Below are 15,998 nucleotides of genomic sequence, written 5' to 3'. Positions count from 1 at the left end.
TCGCTGGCTCGCGGACGTGCCGGTCAGCGGCCTCAGCGTTCGATCTCGCCCGCGATGAAGCGTTCGACGAGGTCGTGGGCGTCGGAGTCGCTGTACTGCTCGGGCGGCGACTTCATGAAGTAGGACGACGCCGAGAGGATGGGGCCGCCGACTCCGCGGTCCTTGGCGATCTTCGCGGCCCGGATGGCGTCGATGATGATCCCGGCGGAGTTGGGGGAGTCCCACACCTCCAGCTTGTACTCCAGGTTCACCGGTGCGTCACCGAAGGCGCGGCCCTCCAGCCGGATGTAGGCCCACTTGCGGTCGTCCAGCCACGGGACGTGGTCCGAGGGCCCGATGTGCACGGAGCCCGCGGCGAGCTCGTTCGGGATCTGGGAGGTGACCGACTGCGTCTTGGAGACCTTCTTCGACCGCAGCCGCTCGCGCTCCAGCATGTTCATGAAGTCCATGTTGCCGCCGAAGTTCAACTGGTAGGTGCGGTCGAGGATGACCCCGCGGTCGTCGAACAGCTTGGACAGCACCCGGTGCGTGATGGTCGCGCCGAGCTGCGACTTGATGTCGTCGCCGACGATGGGGACCCCCGCCTCGGTGAACTTGGCGGCCCATTCGGGGTCGGACGCGATGAACACCGGCAGGGCGTTGACGAAGGCGACCCCCGCGTCGAGGGCGCACCGCGCGTAGAACTCGCCGGCCTCCTCGGAGCCCACGGGCAGGTAGGAGACGAGGACGTCGGCCTTGGCGGCCTTCAGCGTGGCCACGACGTCGACAGCGTCCTCGGTGGACTCCTCGATGATCTCGCGGTAGTAGGTGCCCAAGCCGTCGTAGGTGGGCCCGCGCCGCACAGTGACCCCGCTGGGCTCCACATCGCAGATCTTCATCGTGTTGTTCTCGCTCGCGAGGATCGCGTCGGCGAGATCCTGCCCGACCTTCTTCGCGTCGACGTCGAACGCCGCGACGAACTCCACGTCACGCACGTGATACGGGCCGAACTGCACGTGCATGAGGCCGGGAACACGGGTCTCAGGGGCGGCGTCCCTGTAGTAGTGAACGCCCTGGACGAGCGATGCCGCACAGTTGCCGACACCCACGACGGCTACACGTACCGACCCCATTGAACCTTGCTCCTTCTTGTCTCTGGCTCGGATCCGCGGCGCCGTGGCCTGGTGCCGCGGCCCGCGGTACGTCGATCGGAGATCGCCGTACACGTGGCATCAGCCGATCAGGCGCCGATTCTGTTCCCGCCCGATGCCCGGATGCGAAGTAAGTGAACGTTCACGTGTTTTATCCGGTTAGCAGGATATCGCTTTGTAATGGAAGTCTTCTCTCACGCTTGTCTTGGCGGCCCGGACTCCCGCTGGCCCGGGAAGCCGAGGTTGGCCGCGTAACATTCGGTTCCGGCGACCGCCAATACACCCGTTGTGATTATTATGCCTTTGACCTGGGGAAATCCAATTCGAATCGAAGCTCTGCGGAACCCGCGCGCACTGCGGTGGTTCAACGTCGTACGCTGGTCTGCCACATGCAAGTGGTAGCCGAATGTGATCGCTCAACGCGCATGGTCCGGTCCGCCCGTGACTGGGTTGTGCTATATGGCGCCGTCGCCTTACCGTGACGGTTGTTTGCCGAGTGAGTGCCCCCGCTATCACTTGTGCCTCAAGGCCTGGGCCAGTACGGCGTCGCAGTGGACGGCCCGTAGAGGCCCGTCAGCGGCCAAGAGGCCGGAGTGGCGACACAGCCGCCTACTACAGGCGGTTCCCCCGATGGTGGTCTCCACACGTGGTCCGTGGTCATGGGCCGGGTCCGTCAGGGTGTCGTGCTCTGCGAGTTTTCGTCACGGTAGGTCATCGACAGGAGGAAGAAGCGGACCAACGTCTTCGGCACGCCGGTAGCCAACCTCACGACCCGGTGAGGCGTCACATTGGCGGACTTGGCGAGTGGGCCCGATTCCCGTGGCCCTGTTAACAGGTTGCCGAAATCGTTCCCCAAAGGGGGCAGTTCCGCGCCCCCATCCCAGTCGTTAGGCCACTAGGGCCGTATTACAGCAAACGAGGACGCGTGAGTACCGAGAGACGACGGAGCGCCGGCGGTCGGCGTCGGGCGGGTGAGCCCGCCAGGGACTCCGACCGCGCTGGTGGGCAACGCAGGCCGAGAGAAGACGACGGCGGGTTCTGGAACGACGCTCCGGAGCGCCAGAGCCGTGCCGGCCGGACCGGTCACGACCCCCGGGACGCCCGCGCCAACCAGCCGCCGCGCAGCCGGTCCGCCGCAGAGTCCGGTGCGGCCGCCGAGGGCGGTCGCCGCCGGGCCGCGGGCGGCGGCGGGGACCGCGGACGCCGGTCCGCCAGCCACGGGGCGCGTGCCGAAGGCGGGCGCCGGGCCGCGAGTGGCGGCCGCGGTAGCGGTAGCGGCCGGCGCCGCCCGCCGGGGCGCGACGACCACGACGACCGCGGCCCGTTCAAGCGCTTCTTCGCCAAGGCGTGGAAGCCCGCCCTGATCACCCTCGGGCTGATGTTCGTCGCCGGTGTCGCGGTCTTCGGTGTGCTCTACGCCCAGACCCCCGACCCCGCGGAGCTCCATGAGCAGGCCGACGCGCAGTTGGCCTCGACGAGTATCCAGTACGCGGACGGCTCTGAAGCGGTGACCACGGGTGAGCTCAACCGGGTTCCTGTGGAGGCGGGTGACATTCCCGAACCCGTCATCAACGGTGTTCTGGGTTCCGAGCAGCGCAACTTCTACGAGGAGCCCGGTATCTCGGTCAGTGGGACCATGCGGGCGGTGCTGACCGGCGGGCAGGCCGGCGGTGGTTCCACGATCACCCAGCAGATGGCCCGCAACTACTACGGCGGGTTGTCGCAGGAGCGAAGCTATGTCCGCAAGATCAAAGAGATCCTGATCTCGATCAAGGTGGGGCGTAGCCTGCCTCCGGAGCAGATCCTCGCGCAGTACCTGAACACGATCTACTTCGGTCGTGATGCCTATGGGATCCAGGCGGCGGCGCAGGCGTACTTCGGTAAGGACGTCGGTGAGCTCAACGAGGCCGAGGGCGCTTTCATCGGGGCGATCATCCAGCAGCCCAGCAACTTCCAGAATGTGGAGGCCGACTCCGAGATGGCGGAGATCCTCCAGGAGCGTTGGGAGTATTCGGTCAACGGCATGGTCGAGATGCACGAGGACAACCCGGATCGCGGGATCTCCCAGGCTGAGGCCGATAAGCTGGAGTTTCCGGAGACCATTGACTACGAGGCGGGCGACAATCTCTCCGGCAGTAAGGGCTACATCAAGACCGCGGTCGAGGAGGAGCTCCAGGAGCGGTACGGGATCGCTCCCGAGGAGGTCGCCACCAGTGGCTATCGTGTGCAGACCTCGCTGGACGAGGAGTTGATGAAGGCCGCGGAGGACGCCTTCAGTGAGACGTTGCCCGATATGCCCGAGGAGACCCTCATGGGGCTCGCCGCGGTCGATCCGAAGACGGGCGAGATCCAGGCGTTCCACGGCGGTAGGGACTTCACCACCGAGGCGAACAACTCCCTCACCCACCGCGCCCAGGCGGGGTCCGCGTTCAAGCCCTACGTACTCGCGACCGGTCTGGAGCAGGGAATCGGCCTGAAGAGCACCTTCGACGGCGACTCGCCGCAGGAGTTCCCCGGTGTCGAGGAGGAGATCCAGAACGACAGCAACCAGTCGTACGGCGAGGTCGACCTCATCCAGTCCACTGCCGACTCCATCAACACCGCCTATGTGGAGCTCGCGGTCCAGACCACGCCTGAGGCGGTGGTCGAGACCGCCAAGGCCAGCGGGATCGAGGAGGAGCAGTTCGAGACCGCTGCGATGGGGCCGAACATCGCGCTGGGCACCTACCAGCTCACCGCCCTGGACCAGGCGGCCGGGTTCTCCACGTTCGCCAACAACGGCACGCACATGCCGCAGCACATGGTCACCGAGGTGGTCGGCTCCGAGGGCGAGGAGATCGAGCCGAACGACGCCGACCAGCTGGAGCAGGGCACGAAGGCGTTCAGCCCCGAGATCGCGGCCGACGCCACCCACGCCATGACCCAGGTGGTCGAGAACGGTGGTGGCGACGCCGCCGCGCTGGACGACGGCCGGCCGGTCGCGGGCAAGACCGGTACCTCCAACGAGGCCAAGTCGGCCTGGTTCGTCGGGTTCACCCCGCAACTCTCCACGTCCGTCAGCCTGAGCCGCTCCGACGGCGAGCAGCTGGTCATCCCCGGTGTCAACGACGTGTACGGCGGTACCACCTCGGCCCGGATCTGGAAGGCGTTCATGGACAACGCCATGGAGGGCAAGGAGGTCGAGGAGTTCCCGGGGCCGGCGTGGGTCGGCGACGAAGAGAGCTACGTGCCGGAGCCCGAGCCCTCCGAAGAGCCAGAGGAGACCGAGGAGCCCACCGAGGAGCCGTCGACGCCGTCGACTCCGACCGAGACCCCGACCATTCCGCCCCGGGACGACTGCGAGCCCCCCATGCAGGACCTCCCCCACTGCGATGAGGAGGGCGACGACGGTGATGATGGCGAAGAAAGCCCCGGTCCCGGGGGGCCTCCCAATGATGACGATGATGATTCTGGAATTGGCTGGTGATGGTCCCTGACCATTGGGGGACGCTCCCGCTATGACGGGCCACCCCGACCAGCCGCGTGCCGGCGCCGGTTCCGGCGCCGGCACGCGGCGTGTAACGGTGTCCGTGCCGTGGGGCGGGCTGGCCGCCATCGCCGCGGCCGGCGCGGTTCTCGGCTACCTGCTGATGGTCCCGTGCCGGTTCGGCGACGACGGGCAGTACGTGTACGGGTGCTACACCGACATCCTCCCGCTGTACTACCGCGATGGCCTGGACACCGGCACCGTCCCCTACCTCGACAAGGCGGTCGAGTACCCGGTACTCACGGGCGGCCTGATGCTTCTCGCCGCGCGGGCCGTGGCGTGGCTGCCCGACACCACCGCGCGCGCGTTCGCCTACTTCGACCTCACCGCCGGGGTGCTGGCGGCCGCCCTGGTGGTCGTGGTCCTGGGCACCGGCTACCTGGCGGGGCGCGGCGGACTCCGCGCCGACGCCGGCACCTTCGACCGGACCCGGGCCCTCCTCGCCGGCGGGTTCGTGGCCCTGAGCCCCGCTGCCGTCCTCGCCGCGTTCATCAACTGGGACCTGCTCGCGGTCGCGCTGTTCACCGGCGGGCTCGTCTGCTGCGCGCGGGGGCGCCAGTGGCTGGGCGGCGCGCTGGTGGGCCTGGCCGTCTCGGCCAAGTTCTACCCGTTCCTGGTCTTCGGCCCGCTGCTGGTGCTTGTCCTGCGGAGACTCCTGGGCAGGGAGGGCGGCATCGCGCCGGGCGACCTGCTCCGCTCGCTGGCGGGTGCCGTGGCCGCGTGGACCGCGGTGAACCTGCCCGTCTACCTCGCTGCGCCGGAAGGCTGGGCCGAGTTCTTCGCGTTCAGCAGGGAGCGCGGCGCCGACTGGGGTTCCGTCTACTATCTGCTGAGCGGGCTGGGGCTGTTCGACCTCGCTGACCGCGACCTGGTGAACCTCCTCGCCCCTCTGGCCTTCGGCGCTGCCTGCGCGGGGATCGCGGCGCTGGGGCTGCTCGCGCGCCGCCCGCCAGCGCCGGAGCAACTGGTGTTCCTGGTCGTCGCGGCGTTCCTGCTCACCAACAAGGTGTGGTCGCCGCAGTTCGTGCTGTGGTTGCTGCCGCTGGCCGTCCTGGCGTGGCCGCGAACGATGCGGCCCGGCCTGCCCGTCGCTGTCCTGGGGCTGTGGCAGGTAGCGGAGGTGGTCTACCACTTCGGTATCTGGCAGCACCTGCGCTACGTCGAGGCGCTCGCCAGTGGGGCCGCTCCCGTGGGGCTGGGCATCGAGTCCTACGCGCTGGTGGCGCTGGGCCGGCTGGTCACGCTGCTGGCGGTGTGCGGAATTGTGGTTGTGGACAGCTTGCGGGACGGCCAATCAGCGGGGTGACGGCTGGTAACCTTGGCAGTCGTCTGGCTCTAGATCCCCCGCTCACCGGCGCAGCCGGGTGCGAAGTGATCACATCGGGGGTTCTTGCCCTCCTGCCACGGAAAGACCGTGGCCGCAGCAGTCCAGAGGAGGTATGAAGGTCTATGCGTAACTACGAGGTAATGGTCATCCTCGACCCCAACCTTGACGAGCGCACGGTGTCCCCGTCGCTGGAGCAGTTCCTGGGCGTGGTCCGCAACGATGGTGGATCGGTCGAGAAGGTCGACGTCTGGGGCAAGCGCCGCCTCTCCTACGAGATCAACAAGAACTCCGAGGGCATCTACGCGGTGATCGACCTCACGGCCAAGCCCGAGACGGTCAAGGAGCTCGACCGCCAGCTCCACATCGCCGAGGACGTCCTGCGCACCAAGGTCCTCCGTCCCGCGGCGCACTGACGCTTTCCAGCGTTGGTCGCCACTGCCTGATTCCGACTACTCACCCCGGAGCCGACCATGGCAGGCGAAACCCAGATCACCCTCGTCGGCAATCTTGTCGACGATCCGGAACTGCGATTCACCCCGTCCGGTGCGGCGGTCGCGAACTTCCGCGTGGCCTCGACACCGCGCTACTTCGACCGGCAGAACGGCGAGTGGCGCGATGGTGAGGCCATGTTCCTCACCTGCTCGGTGTGGCGCCAGTACGCGGAGAACGTCGCCGAGACCCTGCAGCGCGGGATGCGCGTGATCGTGCAGGGCCGGCTCAAGCAGCGGTCGTTCGAGACCAAGGAGGGCGAGAAGCGTACGGTCTTCGAGATCGACGTGGACGAGGTCGGTCCCGCGCTGCGTAGTGCCACCGCGAAGGTGACCAAGGTACAGCGCCAGGGCGGCGGGGGTGGCGGCGGCCCGCAGCAGGGCGGTTACGGCAACCAGGGCGGCGGCTTCGGCGGCGGCCAGGGTGGCCGCTCGGGCCCGCCGGCCGACGACCCCTGGGCCACCAGCGGCAGCGGTGGCGGCGGGTTCTCCGACGAGCCGCCGTTCTAGCTTCTAGCTGTTCCCATCTGTTCGAACCGACCATCCCCGGATGTTCCGGGGCTCTTCACACAAGGAGCACCACGATGGCGAAACCGACAGCGCGCAAGCCCAAGAAGAAGGTTTGCCTGTTCTGTCAGGAAAAACTGTCCTACATCGACTACAAGGACACCACACTGCTGCGGAAGTTCATCTCCGACCGCGGCAAGATCCGCGCGCGGCGCGTCACCGGTAACTGCACGCAGCACCAGCGCGACGTCGCCACGGCGATCAAGAGTGCTCGTGAGATGGCGCTGCTGCCGTACACGAGCACCGCTCGCTAACGGGGAAGTCCGAGGGAGGTTCACTCATGAAGTTGATCATGACCCACGAGGTCACTGGCCTCGGTGCCCCTGGCGACATCGTTGAGGTGCGCGACGGTTACGGCCGCAACTACCTGCTTCCCCGCGGGTTGGCGGTCAAGTGGACGCGTGGCGGCCAGAAGCAGGTCGACCAGATCCGGCGTGCCCGCCAGGCCCGCGACATCCGCGATCTCGACGAGGCCAAGGAAGTTGCCGAGCGGCTTGGCGGCATGAAGGTCCAGTTGAGCCAGCGTGCGGGCAAGGGCGGCCGGTTGTTCGGCTCGGTCACGGCGTCCAAGGTCGCCGAGGCCGTAAAGGCATCCGGGGGACCGGCGGTCGACAAGCGCCGGGTCGAGATCCGCAACGCGATCAAGTCCGTCGGCGAGCACAAGGTCGAGGTCCGGTTGCACCCCGAGGTCTCCGCCACGATCTCGTTGGAGGTCACCGGCGCCTAGCTGGTATTCGCACGGTTGTGCACCGGGCTGGGGCGTTACGCCCCGGCCCGGTTTTTGTGTGTCCGGGTCTGCTGGTAGGCCCGATTTTTCGGCGCTGTACGGGACACACCGTATGACGTGCAGTCATCTCTCAATTACTTTTTGTAACTTACCTTTTGAGGTGGGCCCACCACCCCGAAAGGATGAGGCCGGGATGACCATGCGTGATCAACCTGTGGTGCCGGGAGATCTGACCCGGCGGACCGTACTCCGTGGAGCCGCACTCGCGAGCGGCGGTGTGCTCGTCGGCGGGGCGAGCGACCTGGGCCGCGGTACGCGCGCGGCACACGCCGCCGCCGAACCCCACATCTACACAAGGGCGAACTGGAGGGCCAGGAAGCCGAAACGTCGGGCGCAGGTGCTCGGTAGGGGGCCCGATCACATCGTCGTGCACCACACCGCCACCGCCAACAGCAACGACACCTCGACGAGCCACGCCGCTGCGCTGTCCAGGGCGATCCAGCGGTACCACATGGACACCAACGGCTGGGACGACATCGGCCAACAGCTCACCATCAGCCGTGGTGGCCACATCATGGCAGGCCGCAACACCTCGTTGGCGGCCATCCGCGGTGGCAACCACACCGTGGGGGCGCAGACCGCGAACCACAACACGCACACGATCGGCATCGAGAACGAAGGAACCTACTCCTCGGCGACACCGCCGGACGCTCTGCTGGAGGCGCTGGTCGACACCTGCGCCTGGCTGTGCGCCGTCTACAACCTCAACCCGAGCAAGGCGATCGTCGGGCACCGCGATTTCAACGTGACGGGCTGCCCGGGCGACCAGCTCTACGCCATGCTTCCGCAGCTGCGCAGCGATGTCCGTACCCTGATGCGCGCGCGGCAGACGGCCGGGCAACCGGAAGACGGCATGGAGGTTCCCGAGGAGCACCGGCCGACCTATCCGGCACGTCCCATGGACGAGCGGCATACCGAGTTCTTCCACGGCCCGGCGCTCGGCGAGAACGACCCGGTGACCTGATACCTGTTACGGGCGCGTGGCTCCCACGACGAGCCACGCGCCTCCGCGGGCCCGCGTGCCCAGTGTGACGCCGCGGGCGACGATCCACCCGGTGAACGCCAGCCATAGCCCTACCAGGCCGAAGTCCGACCCGTCGGGCGTGGTCCACAGCACGAGCAGGGCGCACGGGACGAAAACGAGCATTGTCCACAGGCTGGCCCAGGCGAGGTAGCGCTGGTCGCCGGCGCCCATGAGGATGCCGTCGAGCACCATGACGACGCCGCTGAGCGGCTGCATGAGCGCCACCACGACCAGTACCGACATGATCAGCCCGGCGACCCTCGGGTCGGAAGTGAACGGAGCAGCGGCCCACGGCAGCACCGCGAACACGGCCATGGTGAACGCCAGGCCGACCAGGACACCCCACTCCACCATCCGCCGGGTTGCCGCCCGGGTGCCGGGCACGTCGCCGGCGCCCAGGTAGCGGCCGATGATGGACTGCCCGGCGATGGCTATGGCGTCCATCGCGAACACCAGTAGTGACCACATGTGGTACGCGACCTGGTGTGCCGCGACCTCGTCGTCGCCCAGCCGGGCGGCCACCGCGGTGGTCACCAGCGCGACCACCCGCATCGAGACGGTGCGCAGGAACAACGCGAAGCCCGCGCTCGCGGCCGAGTGTAGCCCGGCCAGTGTCGGGGCGAGTGAGACCCGGTTCCGCCGCGCCGCCCGGGCGGCCACGACCACGTAGACCAGCGCGCCGACGGTCTGCGCGATCACCGTGGCCCACGCGGAACCGCCGATCCCCATCCCCAGGCCGAGGACGAGAGTTATGCACAGGGCGGCGTTTCCGATGTAGGAGGCGACCGCGACGGCGAGGGGGGTCGTGGCGTCCTGGAGGCCGCGCAGCACACCGGTGCCCGCCATGATGATGAGCAACGCCGGGGTGCTGAGCAGACTGATCCGCAGGTAGATGAGGGCGGGCGCGGCCACCTCGGGCGACGCCCCCAGCAGGTCGATGAGCCACGGCGCCAGTGGCCACCCCGCGAGGATCGCCGCGATACCGATAAGCGCGGCCAGCCATAGTCCGTCGATGCCGTGCCGGAGGCCTCCGGCCAGGTCACCGGCGCCGTACTTGCGGGCCACGGCCGCGGTGGTGCCGTAGGCGAGGAAGATGCAGACCGCCGCGAACGTCGTGAGAATCTGGCCCGCCACCCCGAGCCCGCCGAGTGCCGTCGTGCCCAGGGTTCCCACCACGGCCGAGTCAGTGAGCAGGAACAGCGGCTCGGCGATGAGGGCGAAGAAGGTGGGGACAGCGAGCCGGAAGATCTCCCGGTCGTGGGCGTGCCGGAACGGCGGCGCTGAGAGCATTGCGGGCATGACCTTGTCACGGTAGCCGACCGCTGTCCGGAGAGCTGACGCACGGGCGACACACCGAGCCTGTGGATAACTTGTGGATAGATTCTCGTGAATTTTCTGTCACACACAGGCGGGGGACAGAGTTTTTGCAGCTCATAGTGGGTGTTTCTGGTGTCGTGACTAGTTATCCACAAGTGCTGTGCACAAGCTATCCGCAGGAACGCCGGATTCGTCCACAAGATATCCGCAGATCCATCCACAAGCTGCTTTGCGCCACGGCCCTCCCAGTCGCGACAATCCACCGTGGGGGTTGCTTCGTAACCATGCTGTGCAGGGGGGAAGTTTGTGAGCGTTACCGAGCATTCACGGGAAGAGGGCGGTTACGAGCGCACGCCCCCGCACGACATCATGGCCGAGCAGAGCGTGCTCGGCGGCATGCTGTTGTCCAAGGAGGCGATCAGCCAGGTTGTGGAGATCGTGCGGTCGGTCGACTTCTACCGGCCGGCGCACCAGACGATTTTCGACGCCGCCGTCGACCTCTTCTCCCGCGGCGAGCCGGTCGACGCCATCTCCGTCAACGCGGAGCTGACCAAGCGCGGCGAGGTCGCCCGCGTGGGCGGCGCGCCCTATCTGCACACCCTCACCGAGGCCATTCCCACCGCGGCGAACGCGGGGTACTACGCCCGCATTGTCGGCGACCGGGCGGTGCTGCGCCGCCTCGTCGAGGCCGGCACCCGCATAGCGCAGATCGGCTACTCCGGCGACGGCGAGGTGGATGACCTGGTCGACCACGCCCAGGCCGAGGTGTTCCGGGTCGCCGAGCGGCGCACGGGCGAGGACTATCTCTCCCTGAGCGACGTCATGCCGGGTGCCCTTGACGAGATCGAGGCCATCTCCGCCCACGACGGCTCCATGACCGGTGTCCCCACGGGCTTCACCGACTTCGACCAGCTCTCCAACGGCCTGCACCCCGGACAGATGGTGATCATCGCCGCGCGGCCGGCCGTTGGCAAGTCCACCCTGGCCCTGGACTTCGCGCGCGCCGCCTCGATCAAGAACCAGTTGACGAGTGTCATCTTCAGCCTGGAGATGGGGCGGAACGAGATCGTCATGCGGCTGCTGTCGGCCGAGGCACGCGTGCCGCTGCACACGATGCGGTCGGGGCTGATGACCGATGACGACTGGGCGCGGCTGGCGCGCCGGATGGGCGAGGTCGCGAGCGCGCCGTTGTTCATCGACGACTCGCCGAACATGTCGATGATGGAGATCCGGGCCAAGTGCCGGCGGCTGAAGCAGCAGCACGACCTCAAGCTCATCATCGTCGACTACCTGCAGCTGATGAGCGCGGCGGGCCGGGTCGAGAGCCGGCAGCAGGAGGTCTCCGAGATGTCGCGCTCCCTGAAACTCCTCGCGAAGGAGCTTGAGGTGCCGGTCATCGCGCTGTCCCAGCTCAACCGCGGCCCCGAGCAGCGCACCGACAAGAAGCCGCAGGTGAGTGACCTGCGTGAATCCGGTTGCCTCACCGCCGAAACCCGGGTGCTGCGCTCCGACACCGGGGCCGAGACGACCATGGGCGAGCTGTACGAGAGCGGAGAGCGCGACATCCCGGTGTGGGCGCTCGACGACGCGCTGCGCCTTGTCCCACGCACCATGTCGCACGTTTTCCACAGCGGGACGAAGGAAACCTTCCGGCTGCGCCTCCGGTCCGGGCGTGCGGTGGTGGCCTCGGCGAACCACCCGTTCCTCGGGTACGGCGGGTGGACCCCGCTCGGGGAGCTGGCGCCCGGCGACCGGATCGGCGTGCCGCGGCAAGCGCGGGAATCCCAGCCGCGGAGCGCCGGCGCGCGGCCCGGCACCGCGGTGGTCCCCTTGTCCGACCCGCCCGGTGGCACTCCGTCGCCGCGGCCGGTGCGGCGCGGCACGGCGGTCGGCAAGGCGGCCCGGCGGCTCGGGAGCCGCGCCGCCTGCACGGCCGAGCGGGTGCGGAAGCTGCCCGGCGCGCGCCGTCTGGCGCGTGGTGGGCGGGGCGCGCCGGGGCGCGAGCCCGCCGCGGTCACGCGGGCGCCGTTGCCCCGGAGGACGGCACCAGAGCGGGTGCCCGTGCGAGCGGAGGTTGAGCGGGTCGCCGAGCAACCGTGCGATACCGGTCGCGAGGTGCTCGTGACCAACGATGTCTACTGGGACGAGATCACCGCGATCGAGCCGCTCGGCGTCCGCGAGGTCTTCGACGCCACTGTGCCCGACGGCCACAATTTCGTCGCGAACGGCATCAGCGTGCACAACTCCATCGAGCAGGACGCCGATATGGTGATCCTGCTGTACCGCGAGGACGTGCACGAGAAGGAGTCCCCCCGCGCAGGCGAGGCCGACCTGATCGTGGCCAAGCACCGCAACGGCCCCACGGCCACGGTCACGGTGGCGTTCCAGGGGCACTACAGCCGGTTCGTCGACATGGCGCCGGGGTGACCTGCCGGCCGCTACCGGGCGGTTGCGCGCTTGACGAGGGCGGCGACGCCGCGGTCCGTGCCGCGACCGACCTTGCCGACGGGGGCGGCGAGGGCAGTGGGTGGGCCAGCCTGCGGGTGTCGCACCGGACAAGCATCGCCCCGTCCGAGGGCACGCGGGGCGCCCGCACCGTCACACCGAAACAGCCCGAGACTCCACCAGCGCTACGAAGGAACCGACTCCGCACGAGCACCACGATGAGCTCACCATGGGCGGGCACCTAACGAAGCCCTACTAGTAGTCGGTGCTGGAAGAGGCCACGCATGTGGCGAGGTCCTCTCGTAGCCGGCGCTGCTGCTCCTGGGACAGGGGCGAGAACAGCTGCTTCTCGGCGCTGCGGACCGCGATGCTGGCCTCGCGCAGTGTTGTCTGCCCGTCCTGGGTCAGCTTGGTCGGCAGTGCTCGCCCATGCGGTGAGTGATCAGGCCGCGTGAGCAGGCCGCGCTCTTGTAGCCGGCGTAGGACGAGGTTCATCGACTGGCGGGTGACGAAGGCGCGGCGGGCGAGTTCGGAGTTGGACAGCCCAGGATGCTGACCGAGCAGTTCGAGGCATGCGTATTGGGGGACGGTCAGGTCCAGTGGCCGCAGGGCCTCGTCCATCGCGGTGCGCAGTGAGGCGTGCACCTGCTTGAGGACGTAGCCCAGCGAGAGTTCAAGATCGCCCACCGTCTCTGTTTGCTCCATGTCAGCAGTCTGACATACGCTGCATGTCAGCACATTGACATAAGGAGCAAGGTGATGAGTGGACAGGTCACGTACTTTGAGCTGCCGAGCAGCGATATCGCGGCGACCCAGCGGTTCTGGAACTCGCTGTTCGGCTGGACGTTCTACGAGGGCAACTTTCCGGGTTACTCGATGATCCAGGGGCCCGAGCCGATGGGTGGGTCGCCGCACGGTGATGCGTCACGACACCCGCGGATCTTCTTCGCTGTCGACGACATCGAGGCTGCTGTCGCTCGGGTGCGCGAACTTGGCGGTACGGCGGAAGATCCGGTCACCATCCCATCGGGCGCGTATGCCCACTGCACCGATGATCAGGGCGTGGAGTTCAGCCTGTCCCAAGAGGCAGGAGAGCACGCTTGAATCGGGCCGATGCCAGCGAGCCGGGGACGCAGCGGTCCAGTCATCTCGTGAGACCGCTGTTCCCGCTTGCGTTGGCTACCTTCGCGGTCGGTACCGACGCGTTCGTGATAGCGGGACTCCTGCCTGCCATCGCCGCCGACCTCGGCGTGAGCATCCCGGCCGCTGGCCAGTTGGTGACAGTGTTCGCGTTGACGCTTGCTGTCGCGGCGCCGATTCTGACGTGGCTGTTGAGTCCGCTGGATCGCCGAAAGGCTCTGCAACTGGCGCTGCTCGTGTTCGTTGTCGGCAATGTCGTGACAGCACTCAGCCCGACCTACCTGTTGGCGTTGCTGGCCCGGACTCTCACCGCGCTTGGGGCAGCCACCATCACGGCCACCGCCTCAAGCGCAGCTGTCTCGATCACGCCTGCCGAACGTCGGGGGCGTGCCATGGCGCTGGTCATCGGTGGACTGACCTTGTCCACCGCGCTGGGCATGCCGCTAGGCAACTTGATCGGCAGTGTCGATTGGCGCCTCACACTCTGGGCCGTAGCAGCCTTGGGCGTCGTAGCCGCGATCGGCATCTCAGTGTCGTTGCCCAAGGTTGTACTGCCGGCGACGAGTCTAACGGCCCGCCTGGCTCCGCTGCGCCAGCCCAAGGTGCTCACGATCCTGGTGGCGACGCTGCTGGTGATGGCCGGACATTACACCGTCTACACCTACATCGGCGCAATGACCACCGAAGCCACGACCGGATCGTTTCCCCAGGCGCTCACCATGATCCTGTTCGCCTGGGGAGCCGGGGTCCTCGTTGGTAACTTCTTCGCCGGCTACCTCGTGGACAAGCGTCCACCGCTCGGCGTCGCGGTCACCGCACTCGCCGGCGGCACCGTGTTCCTCGCGATCAGCCCACTCACGGTCAGTCACCTGGCCATCGCCTTCGTCTGGGCCGCCATCTGGGGAGCGACCGACGGCATGGCCTCGGTCGTGCAACAACACCGATTGGTGACCTTTGCACCCGCCTCAGCACCAGTTCTCCTTGGCCTCAACTCCTCCGCGATCTACGTCGGCGTCGCGGTGGGTGGCGCACTCGGCGGGCTGACCCAAGACTGGCTGCCGGTCACCCTGCTCGGCGTTCCCGCCGCCGTTCTGGCACTGCTCGCCACGACAGTTACCGTGGCCGAGGGGCGAGCGAACCGGGCGAGAACTTCGCCGGGGACACCTGAGTACTCCCAGTGAGACTGGCAACGGGCTGATGGCGGGAACCGAGGTCAGCCATAGCCGCAACGCGGCGCACGCCGTCCTGCGGCAGCGGTAGGGCCCGCCCCAACCAAGGGGCGTCCGATCCCACAGTGGGATCGGACGCCCCTTGAGGTGCGCGCGGCTCAGACGTGCCAGCGCGCCTCGGGGCGGGTGCGGCCGTTCTCGTCGGTAACCAGCACCCACCGCAGCATCGGCCGGGCCGGTGCTGCTGTCTCCTGCTCGGACTCCAGTGAGCGGCGCGGCTGCGGGAGATTGGTGTCCAGCGGAGCGCGCCGGCGGGCCGACGGGCGCGGACGGCGTTGGGGGGCGGCTTGGCGAGCCTGCTGTGTCTGACCATTCGTCGTGCGAGCCATGGCGACACTCCCCTCATTCTACTAGCAGAGAACTACAGTTAACCTTCCGTTCACCGTGAAGTCAACTTCGATTCGCTCTGGTGTGCCTGGACTCGGAGTGTCGTGCGGGCCGTACACACGTGTGGGGCCCGTCCGGACAGGACGGGCCCCACACGGTGTCGCTGGTGCTGGGTTAGTTCTTGTCGGGAAAGATCAGCCCGACGACTTCGAGGTAGAGCTGTTCCGGGTAGGGAACGAAGTGGATCCTGCTGAGAGCCTGGTCCTGACCCGCCGACTCCATGACGAAGGTCCCATAGCCAAGGAAGCGCCCCACAAGACTGCGCTCGAACCGCATGTCAGTGACCTTGCTGAGCGGCATCATGTTGACCTGTCGGGTGATCAGACCGGTCGTCAGGAGCAATCGGGCCGAGGTGATGACGAAGTAGTCGACCGACCACTCCGCCACCCGCCAGACGAACCACACCAGGACCAGGAGCCACAGCCACCAGATGACTGCCAGAACCGCGGAGCTCGCTACGAGAGGTGTGTTACTCACGATGCCTGCGAAGATGAGGGCACCGAGCACCGCCGAAACGGGCACCATCAGCACGGCAGGATGCCGTCGGATCGTCACGACATCCTGCTCGTGGGGCAGCAAGTAGCGGTTGACAGACGCTGGTGCGCGATTGGTCGGTGCTACGAGCCTCATA

General features: G+C 67.7%; 15 protein-coding genes. 10 read left to right on the top strand and 5 right to left on the bottom strand.

Annotation, left to right across the window (positions count from 1 at the left end):
- Positions 1–32 precede the first annotated feature (32 nt).
- Positions 33–1,112: an inositol-3-phosphate synthase gene (locus F4561_RS30425; RefSeq protein WP_184585140.1), complete on the bottom strand. Its 1,080-nt coding sequence runs from the start codon at positions 1,110–1,112 to the stop codon at positions 33–35.
- A 943-nt stretch (positions 1,113–2,055) separates the two neighbouring features.
- Here F4561_RS30425 and F4561_RS30420 point away from each other — a divergent pair.
- From F4561_RS30420 to F4561_RS30390, 7 genes are all read left to right on the top strand, one after another.
- A complete protein-coding gene (locus F4561_RS30420; RefSeq protein WP_184585139.1) occupies positions 2,056–4,596 on the top strand; it encodes a transglycosylase domain-containing protein in 2,541 nt (846 codons plus the stop codon).
- Positions 4,597–4,627: 31 nt separating this feature from the next.
- Positions 4,628–5,962 (top strand): glycosyltransferase family 87 protein, encoded by a 1,335-nt coding sequence (locus F4561_RS30415; protein WP_184585138.1) that lies wholly within the window; start codon positions 4,628–4,630, stop codon positions 5,960–5,962.
- Between the two features lie 143 nt (positions 5,963–6,105).
- A complete protein-coding gene (gene rpsF / locus F4561_RS30410; protein ID WP_184585137.1) occupies positions 6,106–6,396 on the top strand; it encodes a 30S ribosomal protein S6 in 291 nt (96 codons plus the stop codon).
- A 57-nt stretch (positions 6,397–6,453) separates the two neighbouring features.
- Complete coding sequence (locus F4561_RS30405) at positions 6,454–6,981, top strand: single-stranded DNA-binding protein (protein ID WP_184585136.1); 528 nt, start codon at positions 6,454–6,456, stop codon at positions 6,979–6,981.
- Positions 6,982–7,055: 74 nt separating this feature from the next.
- Positions 7,056–7,292 carry a 30S ribosomal protein S18 gene (gene rpsR, locus F4561_RS30400; protein WP_184585135.1) on the top strand — a complete coding sequence of 79 codons (237 nt, stop codon included), beginning with the start codon at positions 7,056–7,058 and terminating at the stop codon, positions 7,290–7,292.
- Between the two features lie 26 nt (positions 7,293–7,318).
- Complete coding sequence (gene rplI, locus F4561_RS30395) at positions 7,319–7,765, top strand: 50S ribosomal protein L9 (RefSeq protein WP_184585134.1); 447 nt, start codon at positions 7,319–7,321, stop codon at positions 7,763–7,765.
- A 193-nt stretch (positions 7,766–7,958) separates the two neighbouring features.
- Positions 7,959–8,789 carry a peptidoglycan recognition protein family protein gene (locus F4561_RS30390; RefSeq protein ID WP_184585133.1) on the top strand — a complete coding sequence of 277 codons (831 nt, stop codon included), beginning with the start codon at positions 7,959–7,961 and terminating at the stop codon, positions 8,787–8,789.
- A 6-nt stretch (positions 8,790–8,795) separates the two neighbouring features.
- Here F4561_RS30390 and F4561_RS30385 read toward each other — a convergent pair whose 3' ends face one another.
- On the bottom strand, positions 8,796–10,148 hold the full coding sequence (locus F4561_RS30385; RefSeq protein ID WP_184585132.1) for an MATE family efflux transporter: 1,353 nt from the start codon (positions 10,146–10,148) through the stop codon (positions 8,796–8,798).
- A gap of 324 nt (positions 10,149–10,472) precedes the next feature.
- Between F4561_RS30385 and dnaB the strand changes: the two genes are divergently transcribed.
- On the top strand, positions 10,473–12,593 hold the full coding sequence (dnaB, locus tag F4561_RS30380; protein WP_184585131.1) for a replicative DNA helicase: 2,121 nt from the start codon (positions 10,473–10,475) through the stop codon (positions 12,591–12,593).
- A gap of 273 nt (positions 12,594–12,866) precedes the next feature.
- Here dnaB and F4561_RS30375 read toward each other — a convergent pair whose 3' ends face one another.
- Positions 12,867–13,316 (bottom strand): MarR family winged helix-turn-helix transcriptional regulator, encoded by a 450-nt coding sequence (locus tag F4561_RS30375; RefSeq protein WP_184585130.1) that lies wholly within the window; start codon positions 13,314–13,316, stop codon positions 12,867–12,869.
- Positions 13,317–13,370: 54 nt separating this feature from the next.
- Here F4561_RS30375 and F4561_RS30370 point away from each other — a divergent pair, with 54 nt between their 5' ends.
- A complete protein-coding gene (locus F4561_RS30370) occupies positions 13,371–13,715 on the top strand; it encodes a VOC family protein (protein WP_184585129.1) in 345 nt (114 codons plus the stop codon).
- Between the two features lie 47 nt (positions 13,716–13,762).
- Positions 13,763–14,932: an MFS transporter gene (locus F4561_RS30365; protein ID WP_184585128.1), complete on the top strand. Its 1,170-nt coding sequence runs from the start codon at positions 13,763–13,765 to the stop codon at positions 14,930–14,932.
- A gap of 146 nt (positions 14,933–15,078) precedes the next feature.
- Here F4561_RS30365 and F4561_RS30360 read toward each other — a convergent pair whose 3' ends face one another.
- Both F4561_RS30360 and F4561_RS30355 read right to left on the bottom strand, forming a co-directional pair.
- Entirely contained in the window at positions 15,079–15,309 is a 231-nt protein-coding gene (locus tag F4561_RS30360) for a hypothetical protein (protein WP_184585127.1), read from the bottom strand.
- 172 nt (positions 15,310–15,481) lie between these two features.
- Positions 15,482–15,997: a PH domain-containing protein gene (locus F4561_RS30355; RefSeq protein ID WP_184585126.1), complete on the bottom strand. Its 516-nt coding sequence runs from the start codon at positions 15,995–15,997 to the stop codon at positions 15,482–15,484.
- Position 15,998: the final 1 nt, after the last annotated feature.

This window comes from Lipingzhangella halophila (genome assembly GCF_014203805.1).
In the GTDB taxonomy this organism is placed as follows: Bacteria; Actinomycetota; Actinomycetes; order Streptosporangiales; family Streptosporangiaceae; genus Lipingzhangella; species Lipingzhangella halophila.
Note: the sequence above shows the minus strand (reverse complement) of the source record. Positions and strands in the feature narration are given on the sequence as shown.

Bases quoted from the DNA above. Each gene is read 5' to 3' on its own strand.
- F4561_RS30425 (WP_184585140.1), bottom strand. From the start codon at position 1,112: ATGGGGTCGGTACGTGTAGCCGTCGTGGGTGTCGGCAACTGTGCGGCA.
- F4561_RS30415 (WP_184585138.1), top strand. From the start codon at position 4,628: ATGACGGGCCACCCCGACCAGCCGCGTGCCGGCGCCGGTTCCGGCGCC.
- rpsF (WP_184585137.1), top strand. From the start codon at position 6,106: ATGCGTAACTACGAGGTAATGGTCATCCTCGACCCCAACCTTGACGAG.
- F4561_RS30405 (WP_184585136.1), top strand. From the start codon at position 6,454: ATGGCAGGCGAAACCCAGATCACCCTCGTCGGCAATCTTGTCGACGAT.
- rpsR (WP_184585135.1), top strand. From the start codon at position 7,056: ATGGCGAAACCGACAGCGCGCAAGCCCAAGAAGAAGGTTTGCCTGTTC.
- rplI (WP_184585134.1), top strand. From the start codon at position 7,319: ATGAAGTTGATCATGACCCACGAGGTCACTGGCCTCGGTGCCCCTGGC.
- F4561_RS30390 (WP_184585133.1), top strand. From the start codon at position 7,959: ATGACCATGCGTGATCAACCTGTGGTGCCGGGAGATCTGACCCGGCGG.
- F4561_RS30385 (WP_184585132.1), bottom strand. From the start codon at position 10,148: ATGCCCGCAATGCTCTCAGCGCCGCCGTTCCGGCACGCCCACGACCGG.
- F4561_RS30375 (WP_184585130.1), bottom strand. From the start codon at position 13,316: ATGGAGCAAACAGAGACGGTGGGCGATCTTGAACTCTCGCTGGGCTAC.
- F4561_RS30370 (WP_184585129.1), top strand. From the start codon at position 13,371: ATGAGTGGACAGGTCACGTACTTTGAGCTGCCGAGCAGCGATATCGCG.
- F4561_RS30360 (WP_184585127.1), bottom strand. From the start codon at position 15,309: ATGGCTCGCACGACGAATGGTCAGACACAGCAGGCTCGCCAAGCCGCC.
- F4561_RS30355 (WP_184585126.1), bottom strand. From the start codon at position 15,997: ATGAGGCTCGTAGCACCGACCAATCGCGCACCAGCGTCTGTCAACCGC.